Source organism: Allobosea sp. NPDC003192, from assembly GCF_050275675.1.
Lineage (GTDB): Bacteria > Pseudomonadota > Alphaproteobacteria > Rhizobiales > Beijerinckiaceae > Allobosea.
In genome coordinates, this window is the sequence record NZ_JBNNPK010000022.1 from 68,464 (window position 1) to 92,908 (window position 24,445).

A 24,445-nucleotide genomic window follows, 5' to 3' on the forward strand; every position below is an offset into this window, starting at 1 on the left:
ATGTCGGGCGCGGGGGAGGGCGGCGGCCGATACGACCCCGCCCGATGCCTAATGCTAAGGGCGTGGCCCGACCACCGGCCGGTCGGTCAGCTCGGGCGGCGCACCGAATTTGCGGGCGATCAGGCCCGGTATGCCCGGCGCCCTGCCATAGGCTTCGCAGGTCGCATATTTATGCGAGGCGCCGAGCCAGGAGCGCACGCGCTGTCGGGATGGCAGGGAGATGTCCAGCCCTTCAGGCTCTTCGCCAGTCACGAGGATGCGCGCGAACTCGCTGGCGAATGTCGAGGCGAGGCCATAGGCATCGGATACCTCGGATATCGTGGGCGCGTTCTGGATCGAATTGGCGCCGCGCCCCCAGACCATCGCAGCGCGCTGCATACCGCTGCGGTCGAGTGCTTCGGCCTCGACGGAGAGCCCTCCCAGCCCCACAGGAAGGCGCGGGATGCTGACCGGCAAGGCGAAGCCGCTCCCCAGGGTTACGATGGTCGAGACCCCTGCCATCGTCTTGTCGGTGAGGGTTATGTCGGTGACCACCGCCCGAACGGTCAAATCGGCCTGCTGGCTTGGCGGCACCATCTGGTATTTGTCGCTCAGGGCCACGCACAGCTCTCGGTCGAGCGCATTGGTGACCAATGCCTGGTCGGCGGGATTCCTTACAAGGTTGCGAAGATTCGCGGCTAGGGTCGTCGGAATGATTTTCGCCGTCTTCGCCGCGACCAATCCCAGGCCGTCGACATAGGTCCGGGTCTTCGACAACTTGCCCTTCTCCTCGCCGAGCTGCCGGTAGGTCGAAAGAGTGCCGGCCTGCTTTGGCGGCACCGTTGCGCAGCCGGCCGCCGCCAGCGCCATAGACAAGGAAACGCACGGGCCGGTATGGCGCATACCGGCGATGCGCGATGGCAGGCGGAGGAACAGGGCAGCTGGCAAACGCCTCGTCACGATCGTCATCCTCATCGCCGATGTCTCTTCGGCGAGGCTGGCGACTCAGTGTTGCCCTGGGGTTGCCTCCTTTTGCATTGCAGTATCCAAGTCGGCTCCGAGCATGATGCGCGGGTTCTTCCTCACTCATGCCGGTGCATCGCCGACTCGTGCTTGGTGTCGCGCATGGTCGAATAGACCAGCAGCGAGATGAAGATCACCGCCGAGAGATAGTAGTAGAACCACTGCTCGTGACCCTGCTGCTTGAAGAACAGAGCGATCGCCGGGGCGGTGCCTCCGAAGATCGAGACCGTCAGCGCATAGGGCACGGCGACGCCGGTGGCGCGGATCGAGGTCGGGAACAGTTCGGCCTTCACCACGGCGTTGATCGAGGTGTAGCCGGCGACGAAGAGCCAGGCGCCGGAAATCAGCAGGAAGGCGACCCAAGGCGATTTGGTCTGCTCCAGCGCCGACAGGATCGGCACGGTCAGCAGCGTTCCGGCGACACCGAAGAAGATCAGCAGCGGCTTGCGGCCGATCCGGTCGGAGACCCAGCCATAGATCGGCTGCAGGATCGAGGCGAAGATCAGCGATCCCGCGATGACATAGGTGGTGGTGATGTCGGTGAGGCCGACCGTTTGCTTCACGAAGGTCTGCATATAGGTGGTGAAGGTGTAGAAGGCCGCGGTGCCGCCGGCCGTCAGCCCGACCACGATCGCGACCTCGCGCGGGTACTTCAGCAGGCCGCGCAGCGAGCTCTCCTTCTTCTTGGTCTTGTTGGCTGCGGTGAAGGCCTCGGTCTCGTGCATATGCCGCCGCATAAACATGGCAGTGACAGCGAGCAGCGCACCGATCACGAAGGGGATGCGCCAGCCCCAGTCGACCAGCTGCTCATGGGTCAGGAAGACGTTCTGCAGGAGCAGCAGCACCAGGATCGCGGTGAGCTGCCCGCCGATCAGCGTCACGTACTGGAAGCTCGAATAGAAGCCGCGGTGGTCGGGATGGGCGATCTCGGTGAGATAGGTCGCGCTCGCCCCGTATTCGCCCCCTAAGCTCAGACCCTCGATGACCCGCGCCAGCGCCAGCAGCACCGGCGCGGCGAAGCCGATCGTCTCATAGGTCGGCGTCAGCGCGATGATCAGCGAGCCGAAGCACATCATCAGCACCGAGATCGTCAGCGACAGCCGCCGCCCATAGCGGTCGGCGATATGGCCGAACAGCCAGCCACCGATCGGGCGCACGATGAAGCCGGCGGCGAACAGGGTCGCGGCGTTGAGCTGCTGCACCACGGGGTCGTGCGAGGGGAAGAATTTGGGCGCGAAATAGAGCGCGAAGGCGGTGTAGGCGTAGAAATCGTACCACTCGACCAGGTTGCCGACCGAACCGATGAAGATCGCCTTCAGGCGTCGCGCCGTATCGGCGACATCCATGCCGTGAGGGGCGGGGGTGGCGGTTGCTGGATTCGACATGGCTCGCTCCGCGTTTTCAGGCGGCGCGAGCAGCAGCGGGCGCCGGCAGCTATACGCTGATCTACGCCTTGCGTTCCTTGCCAGTCAGCGGCGAGAAATGTGGTCGGAATTGCTTCTGGTGCATGACAGGCGCGGCCTTAGGGCCGCGCGGTCGCGCCGACACCGAGATTGGGCGCGAGGTTCGGCGCGACGATCCGCACCGTGCGCCGCTCGCCGGTGACGCTCTTGCTCTCGCGCTTCAGGCCGTCGCCCTGCTGCAGCGTCTTCTCGCCGTCGATCCGCTGTGGGCCGACGCCGGCGGATTCGGTGCTGGCGGTCGGCACGTTGGCGTCCGGCGTCGGCTCGTCGCCGGGAGCGGCCTGGAGCGTTGTCGGGGCAGGGGCCGGCGGCGTATTCGGCTTGGCCTCCGCCGTATTGGCTGCGCCCTTCTTGCCGCGCTGCGGTTGCTCGGGCTTCGGCCGCGACAGTTCCTGCGAACGCTGCTCGGTGACGATGATGTCGCCCTTGCGCTGCTCGAGCATCTGCTCGGCATTCGCCAGCGCCTGGGCCCAGCTCTGGCCCTGGGCCCGGCAGGTGCAGGAGGCGTCGAAACTGCGAGTGTATTTCAGCGCGTTCGGCAACGACGAGTAGGGCTGCCCGGTGGTACGCGCTACCGCGTTCTGGATGTCGCCGCCGCTGCTCATGCCATAGGCCAGCGTCTCGGTGCCGGGGCAGAGCGACTGGCACATCTCGTCTTGGCTCTCGCGCCCGCCCGGACTGTTGGCGAGCGGGAAGAAGTAGCCGTCGCAACTGCGCACGCAGACCGAATAGGGCCCACCTTGGCGCGCGCCGCCCTCGGTGGGCTCGCGCGGCTCGTCGGGGTCGAGCTCTGGCAGGGTCGAATCGATCTCGCCACGGCGAGGCTCGATGCCGAAGATCGTCTCGAAGAAGCCGCGCGGCTGCGCCCGGCAGTTGTTGTTGATCAGCGCGGCGAGCTGGGCGCGGCGCTGCTCGACACCGCCGCCCTGGGCCTGTTGTTGGAGCTGGGCATATTGCTGTTGTAGCCCGCCGAGCTGGGCCCGGATGCCGCCGCATTGCGGCGGCGGCGCCTCGCCGAAGAACAGGAAGCCGCCGCGGTCGCAGCCCATCGCCCGGTACTGATTGGAGAGCTGCGCAAGTTGGCCGGCGACGCGCTGCGCCGCCTGAGCGGCACGGGCATCGCCACCGCGCTGGCCCTGCAGGCTGGACAGCTCGGCCCGCCAGTTGTCGCAAGCCGGCGACTGCGCCAAGGCTGCGCCCGTCAGCGCGGCGAAGGCCAGCGCCGGAGCGAGCGCGCGTCGAAGCGAAGCGAAAATCATCGAAGGCAGAGTTGCTATCCCTGTGACTCATCCCATGCCGGCGTCGGTCGCCTGCGCTGTCAAAGCACATGCTACAAACGCGACGGAACTAAGGAGGCGCCTGCCGGATCGCCTGCGAAAGCCGATTCGGAACGTCGCCCGGAGGCTTTGCGCATCGCATATCGCGCCCCGGGCGACAAATCACCCGCTCCGGATCACGGTTTCGAGATCAGGCCTCCTCGGTCTGGTAGGCGCCGGCGAGATGGCGGCCACGCTCGGTCAGCACCGCCAGCACGCGCTCGAAGACGCGCAGCTCCTCCGGCGAGACTCCCTCGATCCAGCGCTCCTCGAAGGCCAGCGCCAGCGGCACGATCTGGGCGTAGAGGCGCTGGCCGGCAGGGGTGAGGGTGATGAAGGCCTCGCGTCGGTCGGCTCGGTTCTCCGCCCGCATCACCAGCCCGCGCTTGTCGAGTTCCGAGACGGCACGCGAGACCTTCGTCTTGTGCATCTGCGAGAGCTCGCCGATGTCGCGCGAGGTCAATTGGCCGAACTCGCCGAGCTGCGCGATCACCCGCCATTCCGGGATGCCGATGCCGAAGCGCGTGCCGTAGACGCGGCCGAGCGCCCGGCTGGCGAAGAAGCCAACCACGTTGAGTCGATAGGGCAGGAACTGCTCGAGATGCAGGGCGCGGTCCGGGGTGGTTTTTGGCTTCATTGACATTAGTTGCACATGTAACTAATTGGGGTGAGAGAAAAGGCCGCTGGCGGCCGCCGCGCGATCATTACCGAACGGCAGCGCCTGTCAAAGTGTGCGAGCATCTGATCGAAGAATGGACACCGTTTTTCGACGCAATACGATGCTCGACCAAGGCAAGGATCGTCCTGCGCCGACCGGGCCGGGCGATCGACGAGATCGGGAGGAGGCCCAGCCATGAACGTGCAGACCACGGTTCAATCGAGCTTCGGCGAGCAGGTCCGGGGCGGGCGCCGCTACATGTCGGGCTTCGGCAATTCCTTCGAGACCGAGAGCCTGCCGGGCGCGCTGCCGATCGGGCGCAACTCGCCGCAGAAGGCTGCTTACGGCCTCTATGCCGAGCAGCTTTCCGGCTCGCCCTTCACCGCACCGCGCTCCACGAACGAGCGCTCCTGGCTCTACCGCATCCGCCCGAGCGTCAAGCATGGCGGGCGCTGGAGGCTCGTCGACAAGGGGCTGATGCGCACCGCGCCCTGCCGTGACGAGACGCCGCCCTCGCTCGGCCAGTTGCGCTGGAGCCCGATTCCGCTGCCGCAGGAGAAGCTCACCTTCCTCACCGGCCTGCGCACTTTGACCACCGCCGGCGATGCCGACAGCCAGGCCGGCATGGCCGCCCATATGCTCTTCGTCACCGCCTCGATGGAGCGCGAATATCTCTTCAACGCCGATGGCGAGTACCTCGTCGTCGCGCAGGAGGGCAGCCTGCGTTTCTTCACCGAGTTCGGCATCATCGAGATCGAGCCGGGCGAGATCTGCATCATCCCGCGCGGCGTGATGTTCCGCGTCGAATTGATGGGCGGGCCGGCGCGCGCCTATGTCTGCGAGAACTATGGCGGCGGCTTCACCTTGCCCGATCGCGGGCCGATCGGCGCCAACTGCCTCGCCAATCCCCGCGATTTCCTCACCCCCGTCGCGGCCTATGAGGATATCGAGGAGCCCTCGACCCTGTACGCGAAGTGGGGTGGGGAACTGTTCTCGACGGAGGTCGGCCAGTCCCCGCTCGACGTCGTCGCCTGGCACGGCAACTACGCACCCTACAAATACGATCTGCGCCATTATTCGCCGGTCGGCGCGATCTCCTTCGACCACCCAGATCCGTCGATCTTCACCGTGCTGACCGCTCCATCGGAGACGCCCGGCACCGCCAATATCGACTTCGTCATTTTCCCCGAGCGCTGGATGGTGGCCGAGAACACCTTCCGGCCGCCCTGGTACCACCGCAACATCATGTCGGAGTTCATGGGGCTGATCTACGGCGTCTACGACGCCAAGCCCGAGGGCTTCACCCCCGGCGGCTTCAGCCTGCACAACATGATGCTCTCGCACGGGCCGGACACCCAGGCCTTCGAGCATGCGTCGACCAGCGAGCTGAAGCCGGTAAAACTCACCGGCACCATGGCCTTCATGTTCGAGACCAGGTTTCCGCAGCGGCTGACCGGCTACGCCGCCGGCCTGCCGGAACTGCAGGACAACTATGCCGATTGCTGGAGCGGGCTGAAGAAGCGCTTCGACCCGAACAAGCGCGAAGCGTGGTGAAAGGCCGTCATTCCGGGACTTTGCGAAGTGAATAACCTGGAATCCTTGGCTGCACCTCTTCCGTCATGGTCGGGCTTGTCCCGACCATCCATGTCTTCGCTGGCCGAGTGCGGTGTTCAAGACGTGGATGCTCGCCACAAGGGCGAGCATGACGGCGTGCAGGAGCGTCGCGGCCTACCGGCTGCGCAGCCGGTTCATGAAGGCGTCGTAGGACAGTTCCGCCACCTGCCACCAGAGCAGGTTCTCGCCGCGGAAGGCGACCATCGACTCATAGCCCTTCTTGAAGGCTTCGCTCTTCGTCGCGGTCTCGGCGTAGTATTCCTCGGCCGCCTTGAGCGAGGCTTCCATGATCGGCTGCGGGAAGGCCTTGAGCTGCGCGCCCTGGGCGATCAGCTTGCGCAAGCCGCCGGGGTTCACGAAGTCGTACTTCGCCAGCATCCAGTTGTTGGCGGCTTCGCAGGCATTCTGCACGATCGCCTGATAGTGCTTGGGCAGCTTGTTCCACTGCTCCTGATTGATGACGAGGTGCAGCATGGCGCCGCCCTCCCACCAGCCGGGATAGTAGTAATAGGGCGCGACCTTCACGAAGCCGAGCTTCTCGTCGTCATAGGGGCCGACGAACTCGGCGGCGTCGATCGTGCCGCGCTCCAGCGCCGGATAGACGTCCCCGGGCGCGATCTGCGTCGGCACCACGCCGAGCTTGGCCAGAACCGAGCCGCCCATGCCGCCGATGCGGAACTTCAGGCCCTTGAGGTCCTCGACGCCCTTCAGTTCCTTGCGGAAGAAGCCGCCCATCTGGCAGCCGGAATTGCCGCAGGGGATCGAGTAGGCGTTGAACTTGGCCAGCGCGCCGTTGATGATCTGCTCGCCGCCGCCGAAATACCACCAGCTGTGCTGCTGGCGGGCATTGAGGCCGAAGGGGATGCCGGTGCCGAGGCCGAGCGCCGGCTCCTTGCCGATATAGAAATAGGTCGGCGTATGCGCGCATTCGACCGTGCCGGAGGTGACGGCGTCGAGCGCCTGCAGGCCGGGCACGATCTCGCCGGCCGAGAAGGTCTGGATCTGGAACTTGCCGTCGGTCGCCTCGCCCATGAACTTCGCGAACTGCTGGGCGGTGCCGTAGATCGTGTCGAGCTGCTTGGGGAAGCTCGAGGTCAGGCGCCACTTTATCTCAGGCATCGATTGCGCGATCGCCGGCATCGCGATCGGCGCGGCGGCCGCGGCGAGCGCGCCCGTCTTCAAAAACATACGGCGTTGCATGGACTTTCCTCCCGGGGACAGATTTGCTGCCATCATCACTGTTCGGCGAGGATTGAAAAGAGATGAAACTAGCATCCCTCATGCACGGCCGGGATGGCCGCCTCGTCGTCGTCTCGAACGACCTGACCCGCGCGACCGATGCCTTCCCGGTCGTCGCGACGCTGCAGGGGGCCCTCGACGACTGGGATCGCTGCACGCCGCGTCTCGCCGATCTCGCCGAGAGCCTGGAGCACGGCTCGGTCCCGTCCTTCCGCTTCCACGAGCATGACTGCGCCTCTCCCCTGCCGCGTGCCTATCAGTGGGTCGACGGCTCGGCCTATGTGAATCATGTCGAGCTGGTCCGTAAGGCGCGGGGGGCTGAGATGCCCGAGAGCTTCTGGACCGATCCGCTGATGTACCAGGGTGGCTCCGACTCCTTTCTCGGCCCACGCGAGGCGGTGAAGCTCGCCAGCGAGGATTACGGCATCGATCTCGAAGCTGAAATCGCCGTGATCACCGGCGACGTGCCGATGGGCGTTAGCCCTGATGAGGCGAGGGGGCTGATCCGCCTCGTCATGCTCGTCAATGACGTGAGCTTGCGGAATCTGATTCCGAACGAATTGGGCAAAGGCTTTGGTTTCCTTCAATCAAAGCCGTCTTCGGCCTTCTCGCCGGCGGCGGTGACGCCGGACGAGCTCGGCCCGGCCTGGAAGGACGGCAAGCTCAGCCTGCCGCTGCTCGCCCAGGTCAACGGCAAGCCCTTCGGCAAGCCGCAAGCCGGCGTCGACATGACCTTCGATTTCGGCGTGCTGATCGCGCACGCCGCCAAGACCCGCCCGCTTGTCGCCGGCACCATCGTCGGCTCCGGTACGGTCTCGAATCGCGATGCCGATGGTGGGCCGGGCAAGCCGGTTTCGGAAGGCGGGCTCGGCTACGCCTGCATCGCCGAGCAGCGCATGGTCGAGACGATCCGGCACGGTGCGCCCAAGACGCCCTTCCTGCGCTTCGGCGACAGCGTCCGCATCGAGATGAAGGACGCCGCCGGCCATTCGATCTTCGGCGCGATCGAGCAGGACATCCTGCCGCATGCACAATAGCCCGCACCGTCATTCTCGGGCGAAGCGAAGCGCAGACCCGAGAATCTCCTGACGGGGAGGCGCTTCCCAGCGCCCCTTCCTGCCTGAGATGCTCGGGTCGAGCCCGAGCATGACGCCAGTATCGACAAGCTTACGAGGTAGTTCGATGTCTTCGCCCGCTTTCGCCTCCACCGCCGATCTCGGCGAGAAGACCGTCTCCTTCGACGAGATCGGCAAGGGCGTCTACGCCTATACCGCAGAGGGCGACCCCAACAGCGGCATCGTCGTCGGCGACGACAGCGTCCTCGTCTTCGACGCGCAGGCGACGCCGACCATGGCCGAGCGCGTCATCGCGAGGGTGCGCGAGGTCACCGACAAGCCGGTCAGCCATGTCGTGCTCTCGCATTACCACGCCGTGCGCGTGCTCGGCGCACCGGCCTATGGCGCGAAGGAGGTCGTCTGCTCGGACGCTGCGCGGGCGATGATCGTCGAGCGCGGCGAGGAGGACAAGGCGAGCGAGATCGGCCGCTTCCCGCGGCTCTTCCAGGGTGCTGATTCGATCCGCCCCGGCCTGACCTGGCCGACCACGACCTTCTCGCACAACGCCTCGATCTGGCTCGGCAGCCGCGAGGTCCGGCTGATGAAGCTCGGCCGCGGACACACCGCCGGCGACATCGTCGCCTGGATGCCCGACACCAATGTGATCTTTGCCGGTGATCTCGTCGAATACGGCGCGACCCCCTATTGCGGCGATGCCCATTTCACCGACTGGCCGGCAACGCTGGATGCGCTCGCCGCTTTCGCGCCGGCTGCAATGGTGCCGGGCCGCGGCGCGGCACTGACCAATCGCGGCATGGTCGCCGACGGCATCAAGGGCACGCGCGCCTTCCTCACCGACCTGTTCGAGGCGGTTAAGGGCCATGTCGCCGCCGGCCGCTCGCTGCGCGAGACCTTCGAGCGTGTCCACGAGACGCTGAAGCCGTCCTATGGCGACTGGGTGATCTTCGAGCACTGCCTGCCCTTCAACGTCACCCGGGCCTATGACGAGGCAGGCGGCCTCGACCATCCGCGCATCTGGACCGATGAGCGCGACCGCCAGATGTGGCTGGATCTGCGGGGTTAGGTCGGATCAGGCGGCGCGGGGATGGATTGCGGAATAGTCTTGCTCGGCTTGGGCTTTGGACAGGTCGTGAGCGGCCTGGAGATTGAGCCAGAAGCGCGGATCGGTGTCGAAATAGCGGCCGAGCCGGATCGCCGTGTCGGCAGACACGTCACGGCGCTCGCGCGCGATGTCGCTGATCCGATTGCCGGGCACGCCGAGCGCCTTGGCGAGGGCGCGGGCGCTCATTCCGAGCGGCTCAAGGTATTCCTCGCGCAAGACCTCGCCGGGATGAGTTCTGATCCGAGCCATCGCGATCTCTCCTCAATGATAGTCGACGATCTCGACATCTGCCGGGCCGTCGCCGTCCCAACGGAAGCAGAGTCGCCATTGGTCGTTGATCCGGATGCTCCACTGGCCCTTGCGGTTCCCCTTCAACGCCTCCAGCCGATTGCCGGGCGGCGAGCGCAGATTGGAGAGCGTGACAGCGGCGTCGAGCATATCGAGTTTTCGCAACGCGATCCTCTCGATCGCTCGCCACCGGGCAGCGCAGGCTTCGCCGCGAAACGAGCGTTCCGTATCCCTGTCGGCGAAGCTCAGGATCATATCGCAAGATATGATACGTATCGCGTACCGGTCAAGGAGTTGGCTTGATGCAGCCCTTCCGCCAGTTCGCCTATCGCCGCAGCCCGGACCAGGACGCTGCCGTGCCCGCCCGGCATCCCGTCGTCATCGTCGGCGCCGGCCCGGTCGGGCTGACACTGGCGCTCGATCTGGCGCGGCGGCAGGTGCCGGTCGTGCTGATCGACGATGCCGACCGGATCGGCGAGGGCTCGCGCGCCATCTGTTTCGCCAAGCGGACGCTCGAGATCTTCGACCGGCTCGGGCTGGCTGAGGCGATGGTCGAGAAAGGCGTTACCTGGCAGAAGGGCAGGGTCTTCCGCGGTGAGGTCGAGCTCTACGAGTTCGACCTTCTGCCCGAGGGCGGCCACAAGCAGCCGGCCTTCATCAATCTCCAGCAATTCTATGTCGAAGCGGCGCTGGTCGACGCCGTGCTGGCCGAGCCGCTCGTCGATCTGCGCTGGAGCAATCGCCTGGCTGGCCTCGACAATCGTGCGGATGGGGCGAAGCTCATCATCGCCACGCCGGACGGGGATTATTCTCTCGAAACCGACTGGCTCATCGCCTGCGACGGCGCCCGCTCGCCGACGCGTGGCCTGCTCGGCCTGGAATTCCGCGGCGAGGCCTTCGAAGACCGCTTCCTGATCGCCGATGTGAAGATGACCGCGCCGTTCCCGACCGAGCGCTGGTTCTGGTTCGATCCGCCCTTCCACTCCGGCCAGTCGGCGCTGCTGCACAAGCAGCCCGACGATGTCTGGCGCATCGACCTCCAGCTTGGTCCCGATGCCGACCCCGATCACGAGAAGCGGCCTGAGATCGTGCGCCCGCGGATCGAGCGCATGCTCGGCCATGCCGAATTCGCGCTGGAATGGGTCTCGGTCTATCGTTTCCAGTGCCGCCGGCTCGACAGGTTCCTGCATGGGCGGGTGGTCTTTGCCGGCGATGCCGCCCATCAGGTCTCGCCCTTCGGTGCGCGCGGCGCCAATTCCGGCATCCAGGATGCCGACAATCTCGGCTGGAAGCTGGCGCTGGTTGCCCAGGGCAGAAGTCCTGCTTCGCTGCTCGAAAGCTATGACAGCGAGCGTGTCGCCGCCGCCGACGAGAACATCCTGAACTCGACGCGGGCGACCGACTTCATCGCGCCGCGCTCGCCGGGCGAGCGCCTGCTGCGCGAGGCGGCCTTGTCGCTCGCGCCGCTGACCGGCTTCGCCAAGCGCTTCGTCAATTCCGGACGGCTTTCGGTGGCCTCGGCCTATGCCTATTCGCCGCTTTCGAGCGAGGGCGACAGCCGGGAGGATGGTCTGCCGCCAGGTGCTCCCTTCCTCGACGCGCCGCTCGCAGGTGCCTCCCAAGCCTGGCTGAGCGAGGCCTTCTCGATGGGTCAAGCGATCTTGCTTGGCGAAGGCGCCGCAGGGATTGCGCCCGCCGGCGTCCTCGCCATCGAGCCGGCTGCTGGCAATGGCACATTGCGCCAGCGTTATGCCCTGGAGGCAGATGCAGCAGTGCTGCTGCGGCCGGATGGCCATGTCGCTGCCCGCTTCCGGCAGCCGACGCGTGCTGCGATCGAGGCCGCGATCGAACGAATGGAGGGCAGAGGATGAATGCCGCGCCCACCATGCCGCCTGTGAGCAAGCTCGCCCGCGAATCGCGTTTTGCCGATCCCGACGCCGCTTTCCGCCTGCTGGCCCAGGCGCATCGCGATCTCGGCGAGCACGAGAGTGCCGCGTTCAATGCCCGCCTCGTCCTGATCCTCGCCAATCACATCGGAGATGAACAGGTTCTGCGCGAGGCCGTGGCGCTGGCGCGCGAGGCAGGCTAGGTTCGGCTCACGACGCCTTGGAGTCCTGAGCCTGATGGAAGATCTGCCGACCTTCTACTCAACCCTGATCCCGCTCGGCTTCTTCTTCTGGGGGCCGGCGCTGGTGGTGCTGACGCTGCTCCTGTCCTGGCTCTGGGCACGCAGCCTCAAGGTCGATCGGGCACTGGAGAGCGATCTCAACGGCTTCACCAAGGAGGATGTCGAGAAGCTGTTCTCCCTCTACGGCCCCGAGCGCCGGGCGATCTATCGCAACAAGCTGCTGCCGGCCGATCTCGCCTTCGCGCTGGTCTATGCGGTCGTCGGCGCGCTGATCGTCACCGGCCTCTCGATGCGCGGCTATCCTTGGTGGGTGGCGGCGCTTTGCGGCGGCGGCTGGCTCTTCGGCGGGCTCTGCGACATCGTCGAGAACCTCGCCATCGCTCGTCTGCTCGATCGCTTTCCGATCCTTGATGACGGCACTGTGGCAATCGCCAGCGGCTTCACCCGGCTGAAGCTTGTTCTGACCGGGCTGGGCTTCGTCGGCGCGATTGCGGCCTATTATCTGGCGTTCAAGCCGATCGTGGGCTGAACGCGCGGCTGGCACGCAGTCACCGTCTGGCGAAAGCAGGCGGCCGGGACCGGCGGGTAGCCGATCGTCACTGAATCACGGGTGGTGTCGCTTTCGAAACCCAGTCTCTCGGCGAGGCGCAGCGATGCCGCATTCTCCGGATGCGTCACGATCGCGATCGCCGGCAAGCCCAGCGCATCGAGGCCGTGCCGTACCAATCGCTCCGACGCTTCGGAGGCATAACCCTGTCCCCAGTGCCTGACGGCGAAGCGATAGCTGAGCTCGGCGGTTCCAGCCTCTTGCTCGGCGCGCCACGGGATCAGCCCGACATAGCCGAGCGGCTTGCTTTCAGCGGTGCGGGCGAACACCGTCCGGTAGCCGAGCCCGCGTTCGGCATGGAGGAAGCTGCGTGCCGCGACACCTTCGCGCCCCATCGCCGGGTCGCCCAGCGCCGCGATATGGCGCATCACCTCACGATCGGCGTTGAGCGCGGCGACGAAGTCGAGATCAGCCTCGGTCCTTGGCTTCAGCAGGAGGCGCTTGCTTTCCAGCACCGGCAGCATGGTCGTCGCCTTGTCGCATCGTTCGGGGATTGCTCGCGTGTGCACTGGTGCGGAACAGTCCGCCATCCCATATCCTGCCGGCCCCTCTGCGGGAATGCTCTGGGAGAATCTGGATGAGCTTTCGTCGTTGTCTTCTCGCCGCCTCGGCGGTGCTTGCGCTCGTTGGCGTCACAGTGCCGGCCGTGGCGCAGGAGGACCTGATCTTCAAGAAGTCGACGGTCTGGAAGATGCTGACCCCGGATGACAAGCTCGCCGTCTACGGCGTCGACGACCCTGTCGTCGAGGGTGTCGCCTGCCACTACACCGTGCCCGAGAAGGGCGGCGTCTCCGGCATGTTCGGCGTCGCCGAGGAGGTTTCCGACGTCTCGCTCGCCTGCCGGCAGATCGGGCCGATCCGCTTCAAGGAGAAGGCTTCGCAGGGCGATGTCGTCTTCCGTGAGCGCCGCTCGCTGATCTGGAAGAAGATGCAGATCGTGCGCGGCTGCGACGCCAAGCGCAACGTGCTGATCTACATGGTCTATACCGACAAGCTGATCGACGGCTCGCCGCAGAACTCGACTTCGAGCGTGCCGATCATGCCCTGGGGCACGAGCGGCGATGTGCCGAAATGCTCGGAATGGGTGAGGTGAGGCGCGTTCGGTGTGCTTCTCAACGCAGCGTATAGCTGCCGGTGTAGTTGCAGTTCGCGCCATGGAATGGCGTGCAGGCGCCGCTCTCCGTCACCGTGAGAACACGGCCCTTGCGGCGAATCTCGAGCCGGCAGATTTCGCCATACTCCGTTGCTTCGGCCACAAGCCGGTCGCCCTGGGTGCGGCCGCGGGCCGAGATGACGCCGACGCAGCTCCTGCTGCCGATCTCGGCATCGACCTTGAACATGCCGGCGCCGGCCGGGCGGATCGTCATGCTGCCGCCGAGCGTCCGGTAGCGGCCCTCGAAGGCCTCGGCCGGCAGGAGTGTCGTCAGCACGAGGATTGAAGCGAGAGCTGGACGAACCATGATCGGCGACCCCCTTGTTCAGCCGCGCCAGAATTGCGGCTGTCGTAGGGTAAGGTCTGCGTCGATCCGGGGAAATCTCGCCCGACGGGATTAGCCCCCGCAGGTGATCGTCAGCGGCAACTCGGTCTGCGCCACATTGGCCGGGCGCGGGGTCGAGCCGGTGATGTCTTCGCGGGCGGCGACGCCATAGGCGGTGGCGGTGCGATGGCCTTGCGACTCGCACCAGGCGTCCGCGACGATCTGGCCGCATTCCGACTTGCTGGTGATGCAGTCGGCGACGCCGTAGCCGTCGCCCGCCGGGATCAGATAGGTGCGCTCGGCCTTGGGGGCGGCGACGGTGCCGGTGGCGGGCAGCATGGCGAGCGACAGGCCGGCGCCGAGGATTCCGAAGAGCCCGACCAGAGCAACGGCGCGGCGCATAATACTGTCCCTGAGACCCGACCGGGGCTGAACCTTCGACATGTCAAACTGGTTCCAAATGGTTAAGACTGCGTGAACCACGGCAATCTTGGTTGCGCGCAAACCGTCTTCCGCTTGTGGCGGCATTGCGGCGGCGAGAGCGTAAATCGCGGGATGGGGGCAAGACGCCGGCGGACCGTTGCCAAGCTGCCACTTGACGTAAGCGCACATGACAGGCATCACCGCTAGATGACGCGAGCCCTTGCCATTACCTGCATTATTTGCCGCTAGCTTTCGCTGGCCGGCTGCTCACGTCCTCGTCCCAACGAAAAGACAGACAGCGCCCCGGCCAGCGGCCAGGATGCCCGTTTTTCGCTTTTCGCCAGGACTGACCCGATGTCGCCGACCCTCAGGCTCTACAACACGCTGACGCGGACGAAGGAGGTCTTCACCCCCGTCGATCCTCAGAACGTGCGCATGTATGTCTGCGGCCCGACGGTTTATGACTACGCCCATATCGGCAATGCCCGGCCGGTCATCGTCTTCGACGTGCTCTACCGGCTGTTGCGGCACCTCTATGGCGAAGCCCAAGTCCGCTACGCTCGTAACCTCACCGACGTCGACGACAAGATCAATGCCCGTGCTGCGCGCGACTATCCCGATCTGCCGCTGAACGAGGCGATCGCGAAGGTCACTGAGACGACGACGGCGCAGTTCCACGCGGACGTCGATGCGCTCGGCAATCTGCGCCCCGACGACGAGCCGCGCGCCACCGGCCATATCGAAGAAATGAAGGCGATCATCGAGCGCCTGATCGCCCGCGGCATCGCCTATGTCGCCGAGGAGCACGTGCTCTTCCACGTGCCGGCCGTCGCCGGGCTGAAGGACGCGCCGAAATACGGCTCGCTCGCCCGCCGCTCGCTCGACGAGATGGTGGCCGGCGCGCGTGTCGACGTCGCCCCGTACAAGCGCGACCCGATGGATTTCGTGCTGTGGAAGCCGAGCCGCGACGGCATCGATCCGGGCTGGCCTTCGCCGGCCGGTATCGCCACGCCCGGCCGTCCCGGCTGGCACATCGAATGCTCGGCCATGTCGATGGCCAAGCTCCTGACGCCCTTCGGCGGCGGCCTGCAATGCGATGATCCCGTCCGGAACGTCTTCGACATCCATGGCGGCGGCATCGACCTCGTCTTCCCGCACCACGAGAACGAGCTAGCCCAGAGCTGCTGCGCCTTCGGCGGAGCCGAGGGTGCGCCGCGCATGGCCAATGTCTGGATGCACAACGGCTTCCTGCAGGTCGAAGGCGAGAAGATGTCGAAATCGCTCGGCAACTTCGTCACCATCAACGAGCTGTTGGCCACGGAGAGCTTCGGCGGGCGGACATGGCCCGGCGAGGTGCTGCGCCTCGCCATGCTCAAGACCCATTACCGCCAGCCGATCGACTGGACGGTGAAGGCGCTGGAGGAGGCGGAGAGGACGCTGGCCGATTGGGCGGCGGCTGCCGGAGACGCCGAGGCCGGCCAGGTCCCGGCCGGCGTGATCGAAGCGCTTGCGGACGATCTCAACACCTCGCAGGTGCTCGCCGAGCTGCATGCCCTGCGCAAGGCTGGCGACCATGCCGGCCTGAAGGCGAGCCTTGCCTTGCTCGGCATCGCCCTGCCGGAGGTGGCCGCCGCCGAGATCGACGATGCTTTGCGCGCGAAGGTCGAGGCGTCGATCGCCGCCCGTCTCGCTGCCCGCAAGGCGAAGAACTTCGCCGAATCCGATCGTCTCCGCGACGAGCTCGTCGCGATGGGCATCGTGCTCATGGACGGCAAGGACCCGGCCACCGGCGAGTTGATTACCACCTGGGAGGTGAAGCGGTAGCTTCACCTCCCAGCGAGCGCCTTGAACCTCTTGCCGCACTGCGGCGTTGCCCCATTCAGTTGAAAGAACACCAAGAACAATGACCACCGAAGCCCCGAAGATTCGCAAGCGTGGTTCGCTCTCGATCGCGATGAAGCTCGTCATGCTCGCCATGGTGATGCCGAAGGTGTTGCGCTACCGGCTGCGGTCCAGGCTATGAGCACTGTAGCCCCCGCCACATTGGCCGAAGTCGCGCCGCGCAAAACCGGCGACGCGGCGCTCGCCCGCATCCATCTCTTCGACACGACGCTGCGCGACGGTGCCCAGACCACGGGCGTCGACTTCTCGCTCGACGACAAGCGCGCGGTCGCCGGCCTGCTCGACAAGCTCGGGATCGACTATGTCGAGGGCGGCTATCCCGGCGCCAATCCGCTCGACACCGCTTTCTTCGCGGAGAAGCCGACGCAGCGGGCGAAATTCGCCGCCTTCGGCATGACCAAGCGGGCAGGGCGCTCGGCGTCGAACGATCCCGGCATCGCCGCACTGCTCGACGCCAAGGCCGACGCGATCGTCTTCGTCGCCAAGAGCTGGGACTATCATGTCCATGTCGCGCTCGAGATTTCGCTGGAGGACAATCTCGACGGCATCCGCGACAGCGTCGCCACCGCCAAGGCCGCCGGCCGCGAGGTGATGCTCGATTGCGAGCACTTCTTCGATGGCTACAAGGCCAATCCCGACTACGCGCTCGCCTGTGCCCGCGCCGCCTATGAGGCCGGTGCCCGCTGGGTCGTGCTCTGCGACACCAATGGCGGCACGCTGCCGGACGAGGTCGGGAGGATCGTCGCCGAGGTCGCGAAGGTCGTGCCGGGCGACAATCTCGGCATCCATGCCCATGACGATTGCGGCTGCGCCGTCGCCAATTCGCTCGCTGCGGTCGAGGCTGGCGTGCGCCAGATCCAGGGCACGCTCAACGGCCTCGGCGAGCGCTGCGGCAACGCCAACCTCGTCACGCTGATCGGTGCGCTCAAGTTGAAGGAGCGCTACAATCGCCGCTTCACACTTGGCGTCGACGAGGCCGAGCTCGGCGAGCTCACCCATGTCTCGCGCGCGCTCGATGAGATGCTGAACCGCGCGCCGAACCGGCACGCGCCCTTCGTCGGCGCCTCGGCCTTCGCCACCAAGGCCGGCATCCACGCCTCGGCCGTGCTGAAGGACCCGCGGACCTACGAGCATGTCGCGCCCGATGCGGTCGGCAATGTCCGGAAAGTGCTGGTCTCCGACCAGGGCGGCAAGTCGAACCTCGTCGCCGAGCTGGAGCGTATCGGCGTCACTATCGGCCGCGACGATCCAAGGCTCTCGCGCGTGCTGGAGGAGCTGAAGGAGAAGGAGGCGCAGGGCTACGCCTTCGAGGGCGCCGACGCTTCGTTCTATCTGCTCGCCAAGCGCATCCTCGGCGAATTGCCGGCCTATTTCGAGATCGAGCGCTTCACCGCCAATGTCGAGCGCCGCTACAACGCGCTCGGCGAGCTCGTCACCTTCTCGGAGGCGATCGTCAAGGTGAAGGTCGGCGAGGAAACGCTGATCTCGGTCGCCGAAAGCGCGCTCGGTCCGGTCAACGCGCTGGACCTCGCCTTGCGCAAGGATCTCGGCCGCTACCAGTCGCTGATCGGGGGCTTGAGGCTGGTGGACTATAAAGTCCGCGTCTTCCAGGGCGGCACCGACGCGGTGACGCGCGTGCTGATCGAATCCGCCGACGAGACCGGCGAGCGCTGGACCACGGTCGGCGTCAGCGCCAACATCATCGACGCCTCGTTCCAGGCGCTGGTCGACTCGATCACCTACAAGCTGATGCGCGAAGGCGCGACGGCGTAGCCAGCCTCCTTCTCCCCCGAGGGGAGAAGGGGAAGGGTCACTCCGTCAGGCGCAGCGACCTCTCCTTGCAGAGGTCGATGCCGTCATTGTCGCTTTCGCTCTCGTCGCTGAACTTGCCGAGCAGGTAGTAACTGCAGCCAGCGGGCTTGTTCAGCTTGAGCGCGATGCTCTGGCCCGGTGCAAGTGGCTTGGCAAGCTTGGCGACGAGACGGGGCTGCTCGCCCGTGGTCGTGATCTCCAGCGACTCCAGCGGCACGGTGCGGGCATTGGTGATCTTGATCTGCGCCGGTGGGCGCGATTGCGCGAGCGCCGGCGCGATCGGCAGCAGCGCGAGCGCGCAGGCGGCGGGAAGAATGCGTCGGAGCATCATGGGCGTCTTCTCCTGGCCTCAGCCTTAAAGGCTTTAAAGCAGTCTGACCCCGCAGTTGCGACCAGAACAAGGCGGGAGCGGCACCGGCCAATGGCAGCGAGGCCGGTTGCGGGCGCCATGGGCATCGCCGATCCTGTGGCGGAACGCCGAAGGCTCGGGTCTTTTTCGTGATGCAGACTGCCGAAGATATTGCTGCCGGGATCGTCGAACGGGCCGGTGACCTTCGCCGCATCATCGTCGCGCTCGCCGGCCCGCCGGGTGCCGGAAAGTCGACTCTGAGCGAACATCTCCTCGCCGCGTTGCCCGCCGGAGAGGCGGCGCTGGTGCCGATGGACGGCTTCCATTTCGACAACGCGGTGCTGGACGCGATGGGCTTGCGAAACCGCAAGGGCGCGCCCGAAACCTTCGACTGCGCGGGGCTCGGGGCGGCTCTGCTGCGCATCCGGTCGGGCGAGGAAGATGTCGCCGTGCCGGTTTTCGATCGCGAGGCCGATCTCGCCCGCGCCGGCGCAGCGATCATCCCGGGCGATATCCGGCTCATTCTGGTCGAGGGCAACTACCTCCTGCTCGACCGGGCGCCCTGGTCCGAGCTCGCACCGCTCTTCGACCTGACCATTTTCATCCACGTGCCGATGGCCGAGCTGGAGCGCCGGCTCCTCGCGCGCTGGATCGATCTTGGCCGCAGTGCAGAGGCCGCGCGCGGCTGGGTCGAGGGCAATGATCTGCCGAATGCGCGGCTGGTGATCGAAGGTAGTCGGCAGGCGGATGTCGTTTGGAGCAATGTCCCACAGCCCTCATCCTGAGGAGCCGCGAAGCGGCGTCTCGAAGGATGCTCCAGAAGGCTCCGGAACCAGCTTAAGCATCCTTCGAGACGTGCTCCTGCGGAGCGCTCCTCAGGATGAGGACCTGAGAATGTTCGGGCTGGCGCTCCAGCTCGGTGCGGATTTCTTCTCCCGCCCCCTGCATTCCCCGGAGAATCCGCCTATATCGGCGGTTCCATTTGGAAGCATTTCAATGTCCTCGCCTGCCACGCCGGTTCCGGCGCCCCTCGCGCGTACCGCCGTGCTCCAGTCCGGCTCCGGCTTCATCGCCACTTTCCAGGCGCTCTGGCCCTATCTCTGGCCACCGGAGCGAGCCGATCTGCGCCAGCGCGTCGTCGCCGCCTTCGTGCTGCTGGTGATCGGCCGCCTCGTGCTGATGGGTGTGCCCTTCACCTTCAAATGGGCGACGGACGCGCTCGCCAACAATCCGACGACGCTGTCGAACTGGCTGCCTTTCCTGGTCGGCGCGCCGCTCGCGCTGACGGTGATCTACGGCTTCGCCCGCGTCGGCTCGGCCGCCTTCGTGCAATTGCGCGATGCGATCTTCGCGCCGGTCTTCATGCATGCGGTCCGCACGCTGGCTCTGCAGACCTTCGGCCATCTCCATCATCTTTCGCTGCGCTTCCATCTCGAGCGCAAGACGGGCGGGCTCACCCGCGTGCTCGAGCGTGGCCGCAACGGCATCGAGGAGATGGTCCGCCTCGGCCTCAACCAGCTCGTACCGGTGATCATCGAGGTCTCGCTGATCATTGCCGTGCTGCTCTATCTGTTCGACTGGCGCTATGTCGTCGTGCTGGTGGCGATGGTGGTCGGCTACATGGCCTACACCATCAAGGCCACCGAATGGCGCATCGCCATCCGCGCCCAGATGAACGAGTCCGACACCGACGCCAACGCCAAGGCGATCGACTCGCTGCTCAACTACGAGACGGTGAAGTATTTCGGCGCCGAGGCGCGTGAGACGGCGCGCTACGACCTCTCCATGGCGCGCTACGAGCGCAACTCGATCAAGGCCTACACCTCGCTCGCCTGGCTCAATTTCGGCCAGGCCGCGATCTTCGCGATCGGCCTCACCATTTCGATGGTGATGTGCGTGCGCGGCTTCCAGGCCGGCACCAACACAGTCGGCGACTTCGTGCTGATCAACGCCATGCTGATCCAGCTCTACATCCCGCTGAACTTCATGGGCACCGTCTACCGCGAGATCAAGCAGGCGACGCTCGACATCGAGCAGATGTTCTCGCTGATCGGCCGCGACCCGGAGATCCAGGACGAGCCGGGCGCGCCGCCGCTCGATGTCCGCGCCGGCACCGTCACCTTCGAGGATGTCCACTTCGCGTATGTGCCGGAGCGGCCGATCCTGCGCGGCATCTCCTTCGAGGTGCCGGCCGGGCGCACGGTCGCGATCGTTGGGCCCTCGGGCGCCGGCAAATCGACGATCTCGCGCCTGCTCTTCCGCTTCTACGAACCGCAGGGCGGCCGCATCCTGATCGACGGCCAGGACATCGCCGAGGTTCAGCAGGTCTCACTGCGCTCGGCGATCGGCATGGTCCCGCAGGATACGGTGCTGTTCAACGACACCATCGAATACAATCTGCGCTATGGCCGGCCCGAAGCCACACAGAGCGAGATCGAGGACGCGGCGCGCCTCGCCCAGATCGATCGCTTCATCAAATCGCTGCCGGAGGGTTACCAGACCTCGGTAGGCGAGCGCGGCCTCAAGCTCTCCGGCGGCGAGAAGCAGCGCGTCGCCATCGCCCGCACCATCCTGAAGGGGCCGCCGGTGCTGGTGCTCGACGAGGCGACCTCGGCACTCGATTCCTTCACCGAGAAAGAAATCCAGGACGCGCTCGACCGGGTCAGCGAGGGGCGCACCACTTTGGTGATCGCCCACCGGCTCTCGACCGTGGTCAACGCCGACGAGATCATCGTGCTTGACAAGGGGCTGATCGTCGAGCGTGGCCACCATCGCGACCTGCTCGCGGCCGATGGCGTCTATGCCGCGCTCTGGAACCGCCAGCGCCAGGTCGACGAGGCCAAGGCCACGCTGCAGCGCGCGACCCAGGAAGAGGGCGAGAGCGTCAGGGTCAGCCTGACGCAGTGACACCATCGCTTCGCTGCCGGTTGTGGACGATCGATCAAGCGGGCCATTATTCGGAATGATAGTCACGGGTCTCTCGGAGGGAGAGAGCCTGCCATGTCGGTCGCGGATACGGCGCTTTGGATCATCGAGCGCAATTCGAGCCAGGAGCTGACGCTGAGCTCGATCGCGGCAGCCTGCAAGGTCTCGCGCTCGCATCTCGCCAACGCCTTCGGCACGGCCAGCGGCTGGCCTGTGATGGCCTATCTTAGGGCGCGGCGGCTGAGTGAAGCCGCCAAGCGCCTGGCCGCCGGCGCTCCCGACATCCTCTCCGTCGCGCTCGAGTTCGGCTACGGCTCGCATGAAGCCTTCACCCGCGCCTTTCGCGACCAGTTCGGCACCACGCCGGAAGAGGTCCGCAACAGCGGCAGCACCGAGCGGATCGAGCTCGTCGCGCCGCTGCGACTGACGAATAGCTGCGCGCGCACGCCGATCCCGACTGTGCGGGAGCTGCGCCGGCTGCGCCTCGTCGGCCTGTCCGCCCCATGTTCGTATGAATCGGCGATCGGGATTCCGGCACAGTGGCAGGTGTTCATGTGCGACCATTATGCCGACATTGCCGACAAAGCTCCGGGCATACCGATCGGCGTCTGCCGTGCGCCGGATGAGGATGGCTGCTTCGAGTATATGTGCGCTGCCGAGGTCTGCTCGGCCGTTTCGCCGCGGAAGCCGCTCGCCGCTCTGGAGATCGAACCCAGGGGCTACGCCGTCTTCGACCATCGCGACCATGTCTCGACGATCTTCGACACCTATACGGCGATCTGGAACGAGGCATTGCCGGCCGCCGGGCTGATGGCGGCCAACGGTCCCGTGCTCGAATTCCACAACGACGCCTTCGATCCGGGCACCGGTCTCGGCGGCCTGACGATCTGGATTCCGCTGGAGAGAGATCGAAACGGGAGCGGGAGATGACGGCATCGGAGACGCCCAAGGAGAGTGGGCAGGCGAACCGCTCGGCTTCCAACACATCGACTCTCACCGGTTATGAAGGCTGCGCTGACGAGTACGCGGAAACGACGGCGCCCAAGCCGGAGGCGGCCGATCAGCCAGCACTGATCGAGCTGCTGAAAGCTGTCGAACCGGGCAGCCGCCTGCTTGAGATCGGCTCCGGCCCGGGCTGGGACGCCGACTGGCTGGAGGAGAGGGGGCTCGCCGTCAGGCGCACCGACGGGGCGGAGTCCTTCGTGCAGTTCCAGGCCGCACGCGGCCGCCAGGCCGAGCGCCTTGACGTCATCCACGAGCCGCTCGGCGGCCCCTATGACGGAGTCGTCGCCCTTCACGTGCTCCAGCATGTCGAGCGCGAAGTCCTGCCCTCCGTCTTCGCCGCCATTGCGGCCGCGATCCGCGATGGCGGCGCCTTCCTGCTCGCGCTCCGGGAAGGGCAAGGCGAGACCGCCGAAATCGGCTCGAAGGGCAACGAATATTACGTCGCACTCTGGCCACGTGCCGAGATCATCGCCATTCTGGCGGCGCTCGGCCTCGGCCTGCTCTGGTCGCACTCCTTCGAAGGGCGCGAGGGGCGCTGGTTGACCGCTCTGTTCAGGAAGGGCGCATCGCTATGAGCCGAAAGGCCTTGGTCCTCTTCCTCGCCCTCGGCGTGATCTGGGGCGTGCCCTATCTGCTGATCCGGATCGCCGTCGCCGACTATCATCCGCTCATCGTGGCGTTCGGGCGCGCCGCCATCGGCGCGCTGGTGCTGTTGCCCTTCGCGCTGCGTGGCAAGGGCATCATGGCCGGTTTCCGCAAGCCGGGCTGGCTGCTCCTGTTCACGTTCGCCGAGATCAGCGGGCCCTGGTTCCTGATCGGCTTTGCCGAGACGCGGGTCACGAGCTCGCTCGCCGGCCTGATCATCGCGTTGACGCCGATTCTCGCCGCGCTCCTGGGTGTCGTGCTCTCGCAGGAGCGGCTCGGAGCAGGCCGCCTCATTGGTCTTGCACTCGGCCTGGCCGGCGTCGCTGCGCTGCTCGGCTTCGACGAGCAGCCGGTCGAACTGTGGCCGGTTTTGGCGTTGGCCGCGAGCGCATTCGGCTATGCGCTCGGACCGATCATCGTGGCGCGCAAGCTCGCCGATACCGACGATGGCGCGGTGGTCGTCGCCTCGCTCATCGTCGCATCCGTCCTCTATCTGCCCTTCGTCCCCGCCTATTGGCCGGCGCGTTTCCCGCTGGATGCATCTCTCGCGGTGGTCACTCTCGCTATCATCTGTACGGCCCTGGCCTTCCAGTTGCTGTTCGCGCTGATTGCCGAGGTCGGTGCGTCGCGCGCGACGGTCATCGCCTATCTCAACCCGGCCGTGGCGGTGCTGCTGGGGGTGGTCGTGCTCGACGAGCCGTTCTCTCTCGCGCTGCTGGCGGGCTTCGCGCTGATCGTCGCCGGCTCCTATTTCTCCACCGCTCGAAAATCGGTCGAGGCTCAACCCGAGGAGATCCGGGCCGCGGCGGAATGATACAGTTGAGAAGAATTCCACAAAGCCCTCGCCAGGGTGGCCCGGGATTTGCCAGTATGGCGCACTGCGGTTGAAGCGGGGGGCTTCATCATGTTCGTGCTCGATCCGACCACTCTGGTCGGCTTCCATACCTGGCTCAGCATCATTGCCATCGTCGCCGGCTTCCCGATGACGGCGGCCCTGCTGAAGGGCCATCTCAGTCCGCGCTGGAACGGCATCTATCTCTCGACAGCCTTCGCGACCAGTGCGACCGGCTATGCCTTTCCGTTCAGCGGAGTGCTGCCCTCGCATATCGTCGGAGCGGTCTCGCTGGTGTTGATCGTGCTCGCGGGGCTCGCGCTCTATGCCTTCGCCCTGCGCGATGTCTGGCGACGGATCTACGCGATCACCGCGGTGCTATCCTTCTATCTGCTGATCTTCGTGCTGATCGCCCAGCTCTTCCTCAAGGTGCCGGCCCTGCACGACATGGCGCCGACCCAGAGCGAGCCGCCCTTCGCGATCGCCCAGGCGCTGGCCCTGATCGTCTTCCTGATCCTGACCCTGGTCGCGGCTCGGCGCTTCAACGCCGGCGTGCCGGCTACCAGAGCGGCATAAAAAAA

At 66.0% G+C, this 24,445-nt stretch carries 26 protein-coding genes; 15 read left to right on the forward strand and 11 right to left on the reverse strand.

The genetic code is table 11. The annotated features are described in order from the left end of the window. Positions 1-54: 54 nt before the first annotated feature. The 4 genes from ACQKLX_RS24725 to ACQKLX_RS24740 all read right to left on the reverse strand — a co-directional run bounded on the left by ACQKLX_RS24725 (position 55) and on the right by ACQKLX_RS24740 (position 4,418). Positions 55-882 (reverse strand): DUF3313 domain-containing protein, encoded by an 828-nt coding sequence (locus ACQKLX_RS24725; RefSeq protein ID WP_427364252.1) that lies wholly within the window; start codon positions 880-882, stop codon positions 55-57. A gap of 179 nt (positions 883-1,061) precedes the next feature. After that, a complete protein-coding gene (locus ACQKLX_RS24730; protein ID WP_427364208.1) occupies positions 1,062-2,387 on the reverse strand; it encodes an MFS transporter in 1,326 nt (441 codons plus the stop codon). A gap of 137 nt (positions 2,388-2,524) precedes the next feature. After that, entirely contained in the window at positions 2,525-3,724 is a 1,200-nt protein-coding gene (locus ACQKLX_RS24735; protein WP_427364209.1) for a DUF2865 domain-containing protein, read from the reverse strand. A 208-nt stretch (positions 3,725-3,932) separates the two neighbouring features. Continuing rightward, complete coding sequence (locus ACQKLX_RS24740) at positions 3,933-4,418, reverse strand: MarR family winged helix-turn-helix transcriptional regulator (RefSeq protein WP_427364210.1); 486 nt, start codon at positions 4,416-4,418, stop codon at positions 3,933-3,935. A gap of 216 nt (positions 4,419-4,634) precedes the next feature. Here ACQKLX_RS24740 and hmgA point away from each other — a divergent pair, with 216 nt between their 5' ends. Then, complete coding sequence (gene hmgA, locus ACQKLX_RS24745; protein WP_427364211.1) at positions 4,635-5,993, forward strand: homogentisate 1,2-dioxygenase; 1,359 nt, start codon at positions 4,635-4,637, stop codon at positions 5,991-5,993. Between the two features lie 174 nt (positions 5,994-6,167). Here the strand turns inward: hmgA and ACQKLX_RS24750 are convergent, their stop codons facing one another. After that, on the reverse strand, positions 6,168-7,253 hold the full coding sequence (locus ACQKLX_RS24750) for a TRAP transporter substrate-binding protein (RefSeq protein WP_427364212.1): 1,086 nt from the start codon (positions 7,251-7,253) through the stop codon (positions 6,168-6,170). A gap of 62 nt (positions 7,254-7,315) precedes the next feature. On the opposite strand from ACQKLX_RS24750, the gene ACQKLX_RS24755 reads away from it, so the two are divergent. Together ACQKLX_RS24755 and ACQKLX_RS24760 are read left to right on the forward strand one after the other, a co-directional pair. Continuing rightward, positions 7,316-8,329, forward strand: a complete 1,014-nt coding sequence (locus ACQKLX_RS24755; protein WP_427364213.1) for a fumarylacetoacetate hydrolase family protein — start codon at positions 7,316-7,318, stop codon at positions 8,327-8,329. Positions 8,330-8,474: 145 nt separating this feature from the next. Beyond that, positions 8,475-9,431: an MBL fold metallo-hydrolase gene (locus ACQKLX_RS24760; RefSeq protein WP_427364214.1), complete on the forward strand. Its 957-nt coding sequence runs from the start codon at positions 8,475-8,477 to the stop codon at positions 9,429-9,431. 6 nt (positions 9,432-9,437) lie between these two features. Here the strand turns inward: ACQKLX_RS24760 and ACQKLX_RS24765 are convergent, their stop codons facing one another. Both ACQKLX_RS24765 and ACQKLX_RS24770 read right to left on the reverse strand, forming a co-directional pair. After that, positions 9,438-9,719, reverse strand: coding sequence for a HigA family addiction module antitoxin (locus ACQKLX_RS24765; RefSeq protein ID WP_427364215.1), 282 nt, complete (start codon positions 9,717-9,719; stop codon positions 9,438-9,440). A gap of 12 nt (positions 9,720-9,731) precedes the next feature. Then, a complete protein-coding gene (locus tag ACQKLX_RS24770; RefSeq protein WP_427364216.1) occupies positions 9,732-10,013 on the reverse strand; it encodes a type II toxin-antitoxin system RelE/ParE family toxin in 282 nt (93 codons plus the stop codon). A 47-nt stretch (positions 10,014-10,060) separates the two neighbouring features. Here ACQKLX_RS24770 and ACQKLX_RS24775 point away from each other — a divergent pair, with 47 nt between their 5' ends. Genes ACQKLX_RS24775 through ACQKLX_RS24785 form a run of 3 tightly spaced genes read left to right on the forward strand, consistent with a single transcriptional unit; the run spans position 10,061 to position 12,415 of the window. Further along, the gene (locus tag ACQKLX_RS24775; protein WP_427364217.1) at positions 10,061-11,629 is read left to right on the forward strand and encodes an FAD-dependent oxidoreductase; all 1,569 of its coding nucleotides are present in this window, start codon (positions 10,061-10,063) and stop codon (positions 11,627-11,629) included. Continuing rightward, the gene (locus tag ACQKLX_RS24780; protein ID WP_427364218.1) at positions 11,626-11,847 is read left to right on the forward strand and encodes a DUF2783 domain-containing protein; all 222 of its coding nucleotides are present in this window, start codon (positions 11,626-11,628) and stop codon (positions 11,845-11,847) included. The genes ACQKLX_RS24775 and ACQKLX_RS24780 overlap by 4 nt, the downstream gene beginning before the upstream one ends. A gap of 34 nt (positions 11,848-11,881) precedes the next feature. Then, positions 11,882-12,415, forward strand: a complete 534-nt coding sequence (locus ACQKLX_RS24785; RefSeq protein ID WP_427364219.1) for a hypothetical protein — start codon at positions 11,882-11,884, stop codon at positions 12,413-12,415. Here the strand turns inward: ACQKLX_RS24785 and ACQKLX_RS24790 are convergent. After that, on the reverse strand, positions 12,385-13,023 hold the full coding sequence (locus ACQKLX_RS24790) for a GNAT family N-acetyltransferase (RefSeq protein WP_427364220.1): 639 nt from the start codon (positions 13,021-13,023) through the stop codon (positions 12,385-12,387). The two genes, ACQKLX_RS24785 and ACQKLX_RS24790, sit on opposite strands and share 31 nt — an antisense overlap. Positions 13,024-13,070: 47 nt before the next feature. Between ACQKLX_RS24790 and ACQKLX_RS24795 the strand changes: the two genes are divergently transcribed. After that, the gene (locus ACQKLX_RS24795; RefSeq protein WP_427364221.1) at positions 13,071-13,586 is read left to right on the forward strand and encodes a CreA family protein; all 516 of its coding nucleotides are present in this window, start codon (positions 13,071-13,073) and stop codon (positions 13,584-13,586) included. 19 nt (positions 13,587-13,605) lie between these two features. Here the strand turns inward: ACQKLX_RS24795 and ACQKLX_RS24800 are convergent, their stop codons facing one another. Both ACQKLX_RS24800 and ACQKLX_RS24805 read right to left on the reverse strand, forming a co-directional pair. Beyond that, on the reverse strand, positions 13,606-13,953 hold the full coding sequence (locus tag ACQKLX_RS24800; RefSeq protein ID WP_427364222.1) for a hypothetical protein: 348 nt from the start codon (positions 13,951-13,953) through the stop codon (positions 13,606-13,608). 90 nt (positions 13,954-14,043) lie between these two features. Beyond that, the gene (locus ACQKLX_RS24805) at positions 14,044-14,373 is read right to left on the reverse strand and encodes a hypothetical protein (RefSeq protein WP_427364223.1); all 330 of its coding nucleotides are present in this window, start codon (positions 14,371-14,373) and stop codon (positions 14,044-14,046) included. Positions 14,374-14,748: 375 nt separating this feature from the next. Here ACQKLX_RS24805 and cysS point away from each other — a divergent pair, with 375 nt between their 5' ends. Continuing rightward, positions 14,749-16,218: a cysteine--tRNA ligase gene (gene cysS, locus ACQKLX_RS24810; RefSeq protein ID WP_427364224.1), complete on the forward strand. Its 1,470-nt coding sequence runs from the start codon at positions 14,749-14,751 to the stop codon at positions 16,216-16,218. Between the two features lie 195 nt (positions 16,219-16,413). Then, on the forward strand, positions 16,414-18,069 hold the full coding sequence (cimA, locus tag ACQKLX_RS24815; RefSeq protein WP_427364225.1) for a citramalate synthase: 1,656 nt from the start codon (positions 16,414-16,416) through the stop codon (positions 18,067-18,069). 37 nt (positions 18,070-18,106) lie between these two features. On the opposite strand, the gene ACQKLX_RS24820 is transcribed toward cimA, so the two are convergent. Continuing rightward, entirely contained in the window at positions 18,107-18,439 is a 333-nt protein-coding gene (locus ACQKLX_RS24820) for a hypothetical protein (protein ID WP_427364226.1), read from the reverse strand. Between the two features lie 170 nt (positions 18,440-18,609). On the opposite strand from ACQKLX_RS24820, the gene ACQKLX_RS24825 reads away from it, so the two are divergent. From ACQKLX_RS24825 to ACQKLX_RS24850, 6 genes are all read left to right on the forward strand, one after another. Continuing rightward, positions 18,610-19,242, forward strand: coding sequence for a nucleoside triphosphate hydrolase (locus ACQKLX_RS24825; RefSeq protein WP_427364227.1), 633 nt, complete (start codon positions 18,610-18,612; stop codon positions 19,240-19,242). Between the two features lie 211 nt (positions 19,243-19,453). Next, positions 19,454-21,364, forward strand: coding sequence for an ABCB family ABC transporter ATP-binding protein/permease (locus ACQKLX_RS24830; RefSeq protein WP_427364228.1), 1,911 nt, complete (start codon positions 19,454-19,456; stop codon positions 21,362-21,364). Positions 21,365-21,457: 93 nt separating this feature from the next. Next, the gene (locus tag ACQKLX_RS24835; protein WP_427364229.1) at positions 21,458-22,312 is read left to right on the forward strand and encodes an AraC family transcriptional regulator; all 855 of its coding nucleotides are present in this window, start codon (positions 21,458-21,460) and stop codon (positions 22,310-22,312) included. Then, on the forward strand, positions 22,309-22,962 hold the full coding sequence (locus ACQKLX_RS24840; RefSeq protein ID WP_427364230.1) for a class I SAM-dependent methyltransferase: 654 nt from the start codon (positions 22,309-22,311) through the stop codon (positions 22,960-22,962). The genes ACQKLX_RS24835 and ACQKLX_RS24840 overlap by 4 nt, the downstream gene beginning before the upstream one ends. Further along, entirely contained in the window at positions 22,959-23,846 is an 888-nt protein-coding gene (locus ACQKLX_RS24845) for a DMT family transporter (protein WP_427364231.1), read from the forward strand. Before ACQKLX_RS24840 ends, ACQKLX_RS24845 begins: the two co-directional genes overlap by 4 nt. A 90-nt stretch (positions 23,847-23,936) precedes the next feature. Beyond that, positions 23,937-24,440: a hypothetical protein gene (locus ACQKLX_RS24850; protein WP_427364232.1), complete on the forward strand. Its 504-nt coding sequence runs from the start codon at positions 23,937-23,939 to the stop codon at positions 24,438-24,440. Positions 24,441-24,445: the final 5 nt, after the last annotated feature.

What these genes read in the sequence shown, in the direction of transcription:
- ACQKLX_RS24725 (WP_427364252.1), bottom strand. Translation starts at nt 882, where the DNA reads ATGCGCCATACCGGCCCGTGCGTTTCCTTGTCTATGGCGCTGGCGGCG.
- ACQKLX_RS24730 (WP_427364208.1), bottom strand. Translation starts at nt 2,387, where the DNA reads ATGTCGAATCCAGCAACCGCCACCCCCGCCCCTCACGGCATGGATGTC.
- ACQKLX_RS24735 (WP_427364209.1), bottom strand. Translation starts at nt 3,724, where the DNA reads ATGATTTTCGCTTCGCTTCGACGCGCGCTCGCTCCGGCGCTGGCCTTC.
- ACQKLX_RS24740 (WP_427364210.1), bottom strand. Translation starts at nt 4,418, where the DNA reads ATGAAGCCAAAAACCACCCCGGACCGCGCCCTGCATCTCGAGCAGTTC.
- hmgA (WP_427364211.1), top strand. Translation starts at nt 4,635, where the DNA reads ATGAACGTGCAGACCACGGTTCAATCGAGCTTCGGCGAGCAGGTCCGG.
- ACQKLX_RS24750 (WP_427364212.1), bottom strand. Translation starts at nt 7,253, where the DNA reads ATGCAACGCCGTATGTTTTTGAAGACGGGCGCGCTCGCCGCGGCCGCC.
- ACQKLX_RS24755 (WP_427364213.1), top strand. Translation starts at nt 7,316, where the DNA reads ATGAAACTAGCATCCCTCATGCACGGCCGGGATGGCCGCCTCGTCGTC.
- ACQKLX_RS24760 (WP_427364214.1), top strand. Translation starts at nt 8,475, where the DNA reads ATGTCTTCGCCCGCTTTCGCCTCCACCGCCGATCTCGGCGAGAAGACC.
- ACQKLX_RS24765 (WP_427364215.1), bottom strand. Translation starts at nt 9,719, where the DNA reads ATGGCTCGGATCAGAACTCATCCCGGCGAGGTCTTGCGCGAGGAATAC.
- ACQKLX_RS24770 (WP_427364216.1), bottom strand. Translation starts at nt 10,013, where the DNA reads ATGATCCTGAGCTTCGCCGACAGGGATACGGAACGCTCGTTTCGCGGC.
- ACQKLX_RS24775 (WP_427364217.1), top strand. Translation starts at nt 10,061, where the DNA reads ATGCAGCCCTTCCGCCAGTTCGCCTATCGCCGCAGCCCGGACCAGGAC.
- ACQKLX_RS24780 (WP_427364218.1), top strand. Translation starts at nt 11,626, where the DNA reads ATGAATGCCGCGCCCACCATGCCGCCTGTGAGCAAGCTCGCCCGCGAA.
- ACQKLX_RS24785 (WP_427364219.1), top strand. Translation starts at nt 11,882, where the DNA reads ATGGAAGATCTGCCGACCTTCTACTCAACCCTGATCCCGCTCGGCTTC.
- ACQKLX_RS24790 (WP_427364220.1), bottom strand. Translation starts at nt 13,023, where the DNA reads ATGGCGGACTGTTCCGCACCAGTGCACACGCGAGCAATCCCCGAACGA.
- ACQKLX_RS24795 (WP_427364221.1), top strand. Translation starts at nt 13,071, where the DNA reads ATGAGCTTTCGTCGTTGTCTTCTCGCCGCCTCGGCGGTGCTTGCGCTC.
- ACQKLX_RS24800 (WP_427364222.1), bottom strand. Translation starts at nt 13,953, where the DNA reads ATGGTTCGTCCAGCTCTCGCTTCAATCCTCGTGCTGACGACACTCCTG.
- ACQKLX_RS24805 (WP_427364223.1), bottom strand. Translation starts at nt 14,373, where the DNA reads ATGCGCCGCGCCGTTGCTCTGGTCGGGCTCTTCGGAATCCTCGGCGCC.
- cysS (WP_427364224.1), top strand. Translation starts at nt 14,749, where the DNA reads ATGTCGCCGACCCTCAGGCTCTACAACACGCTGACGCGGACGAAGGAG.
- cimA (WP_427364225.1), top strand. Translation starts at nt 16,414, where the DNA reads ATGAGCACTGTAGCCCCCGCCACATTGGCCGAAGTCGCGCCGCGCAAA.
- ACQKLX_RS24820 (WP_427364226.1), bottom strand. Translation starts at nt 18,439, where the DNA reads ATGATGCTCCGACGCATTCTTCCCGCCGCCTGCGCGCTCGCGCTGCTG.
- ACQKLX_RS24825 (WP_427364227.1), top strand. Translation starts at nt 18,610, where the DNA reads ATGCAGACTGCCGAAGATATTGCTGCCGGGATCGTCGAACGGGCCGGT.
- ACQKLX_RS24830 (WP_427364228.1), top strand. Translation starts at nt 19,454, where the DNA reads ATGTCCTCGCCTGCCACGCCGGTTCCGGCGCCCCTCGCGCGTACCGCC.
- ACQKLX_RS24835 (WP_427364229.1), top strand. Translation starts at nt 21,458, where the DNA reads ATGTCGGTCGCGGATACGGCGCTTTGGATCATCGAGCGCAATTCGAGC.
- ACQKLX_RS24840 (WP_427364230.1), top strand. Translation starts at nt 22,309, where the DNA reads ATGACGGCATCGGAGACGCCCAAGGAGAGTGGGCAGGCGAACCGCTCG.
- ACQKLX_RS24845 (WP_427364231.1), top strand. Translation starts at nt 22,959, where the DNA reads ATGAGCCGAAAGGCCTTGGTCCTCTTCCTCGCCCTCGGCGTGATCTGG.
- ACQKLX_RS24850 (WP_427364232.1), top strand. Translation starts at nt 23,937, where the DNA reads ATGTTCGTGCTCGATCCGACCACTCTGGTCGGCTTCCATACCTGGCTC.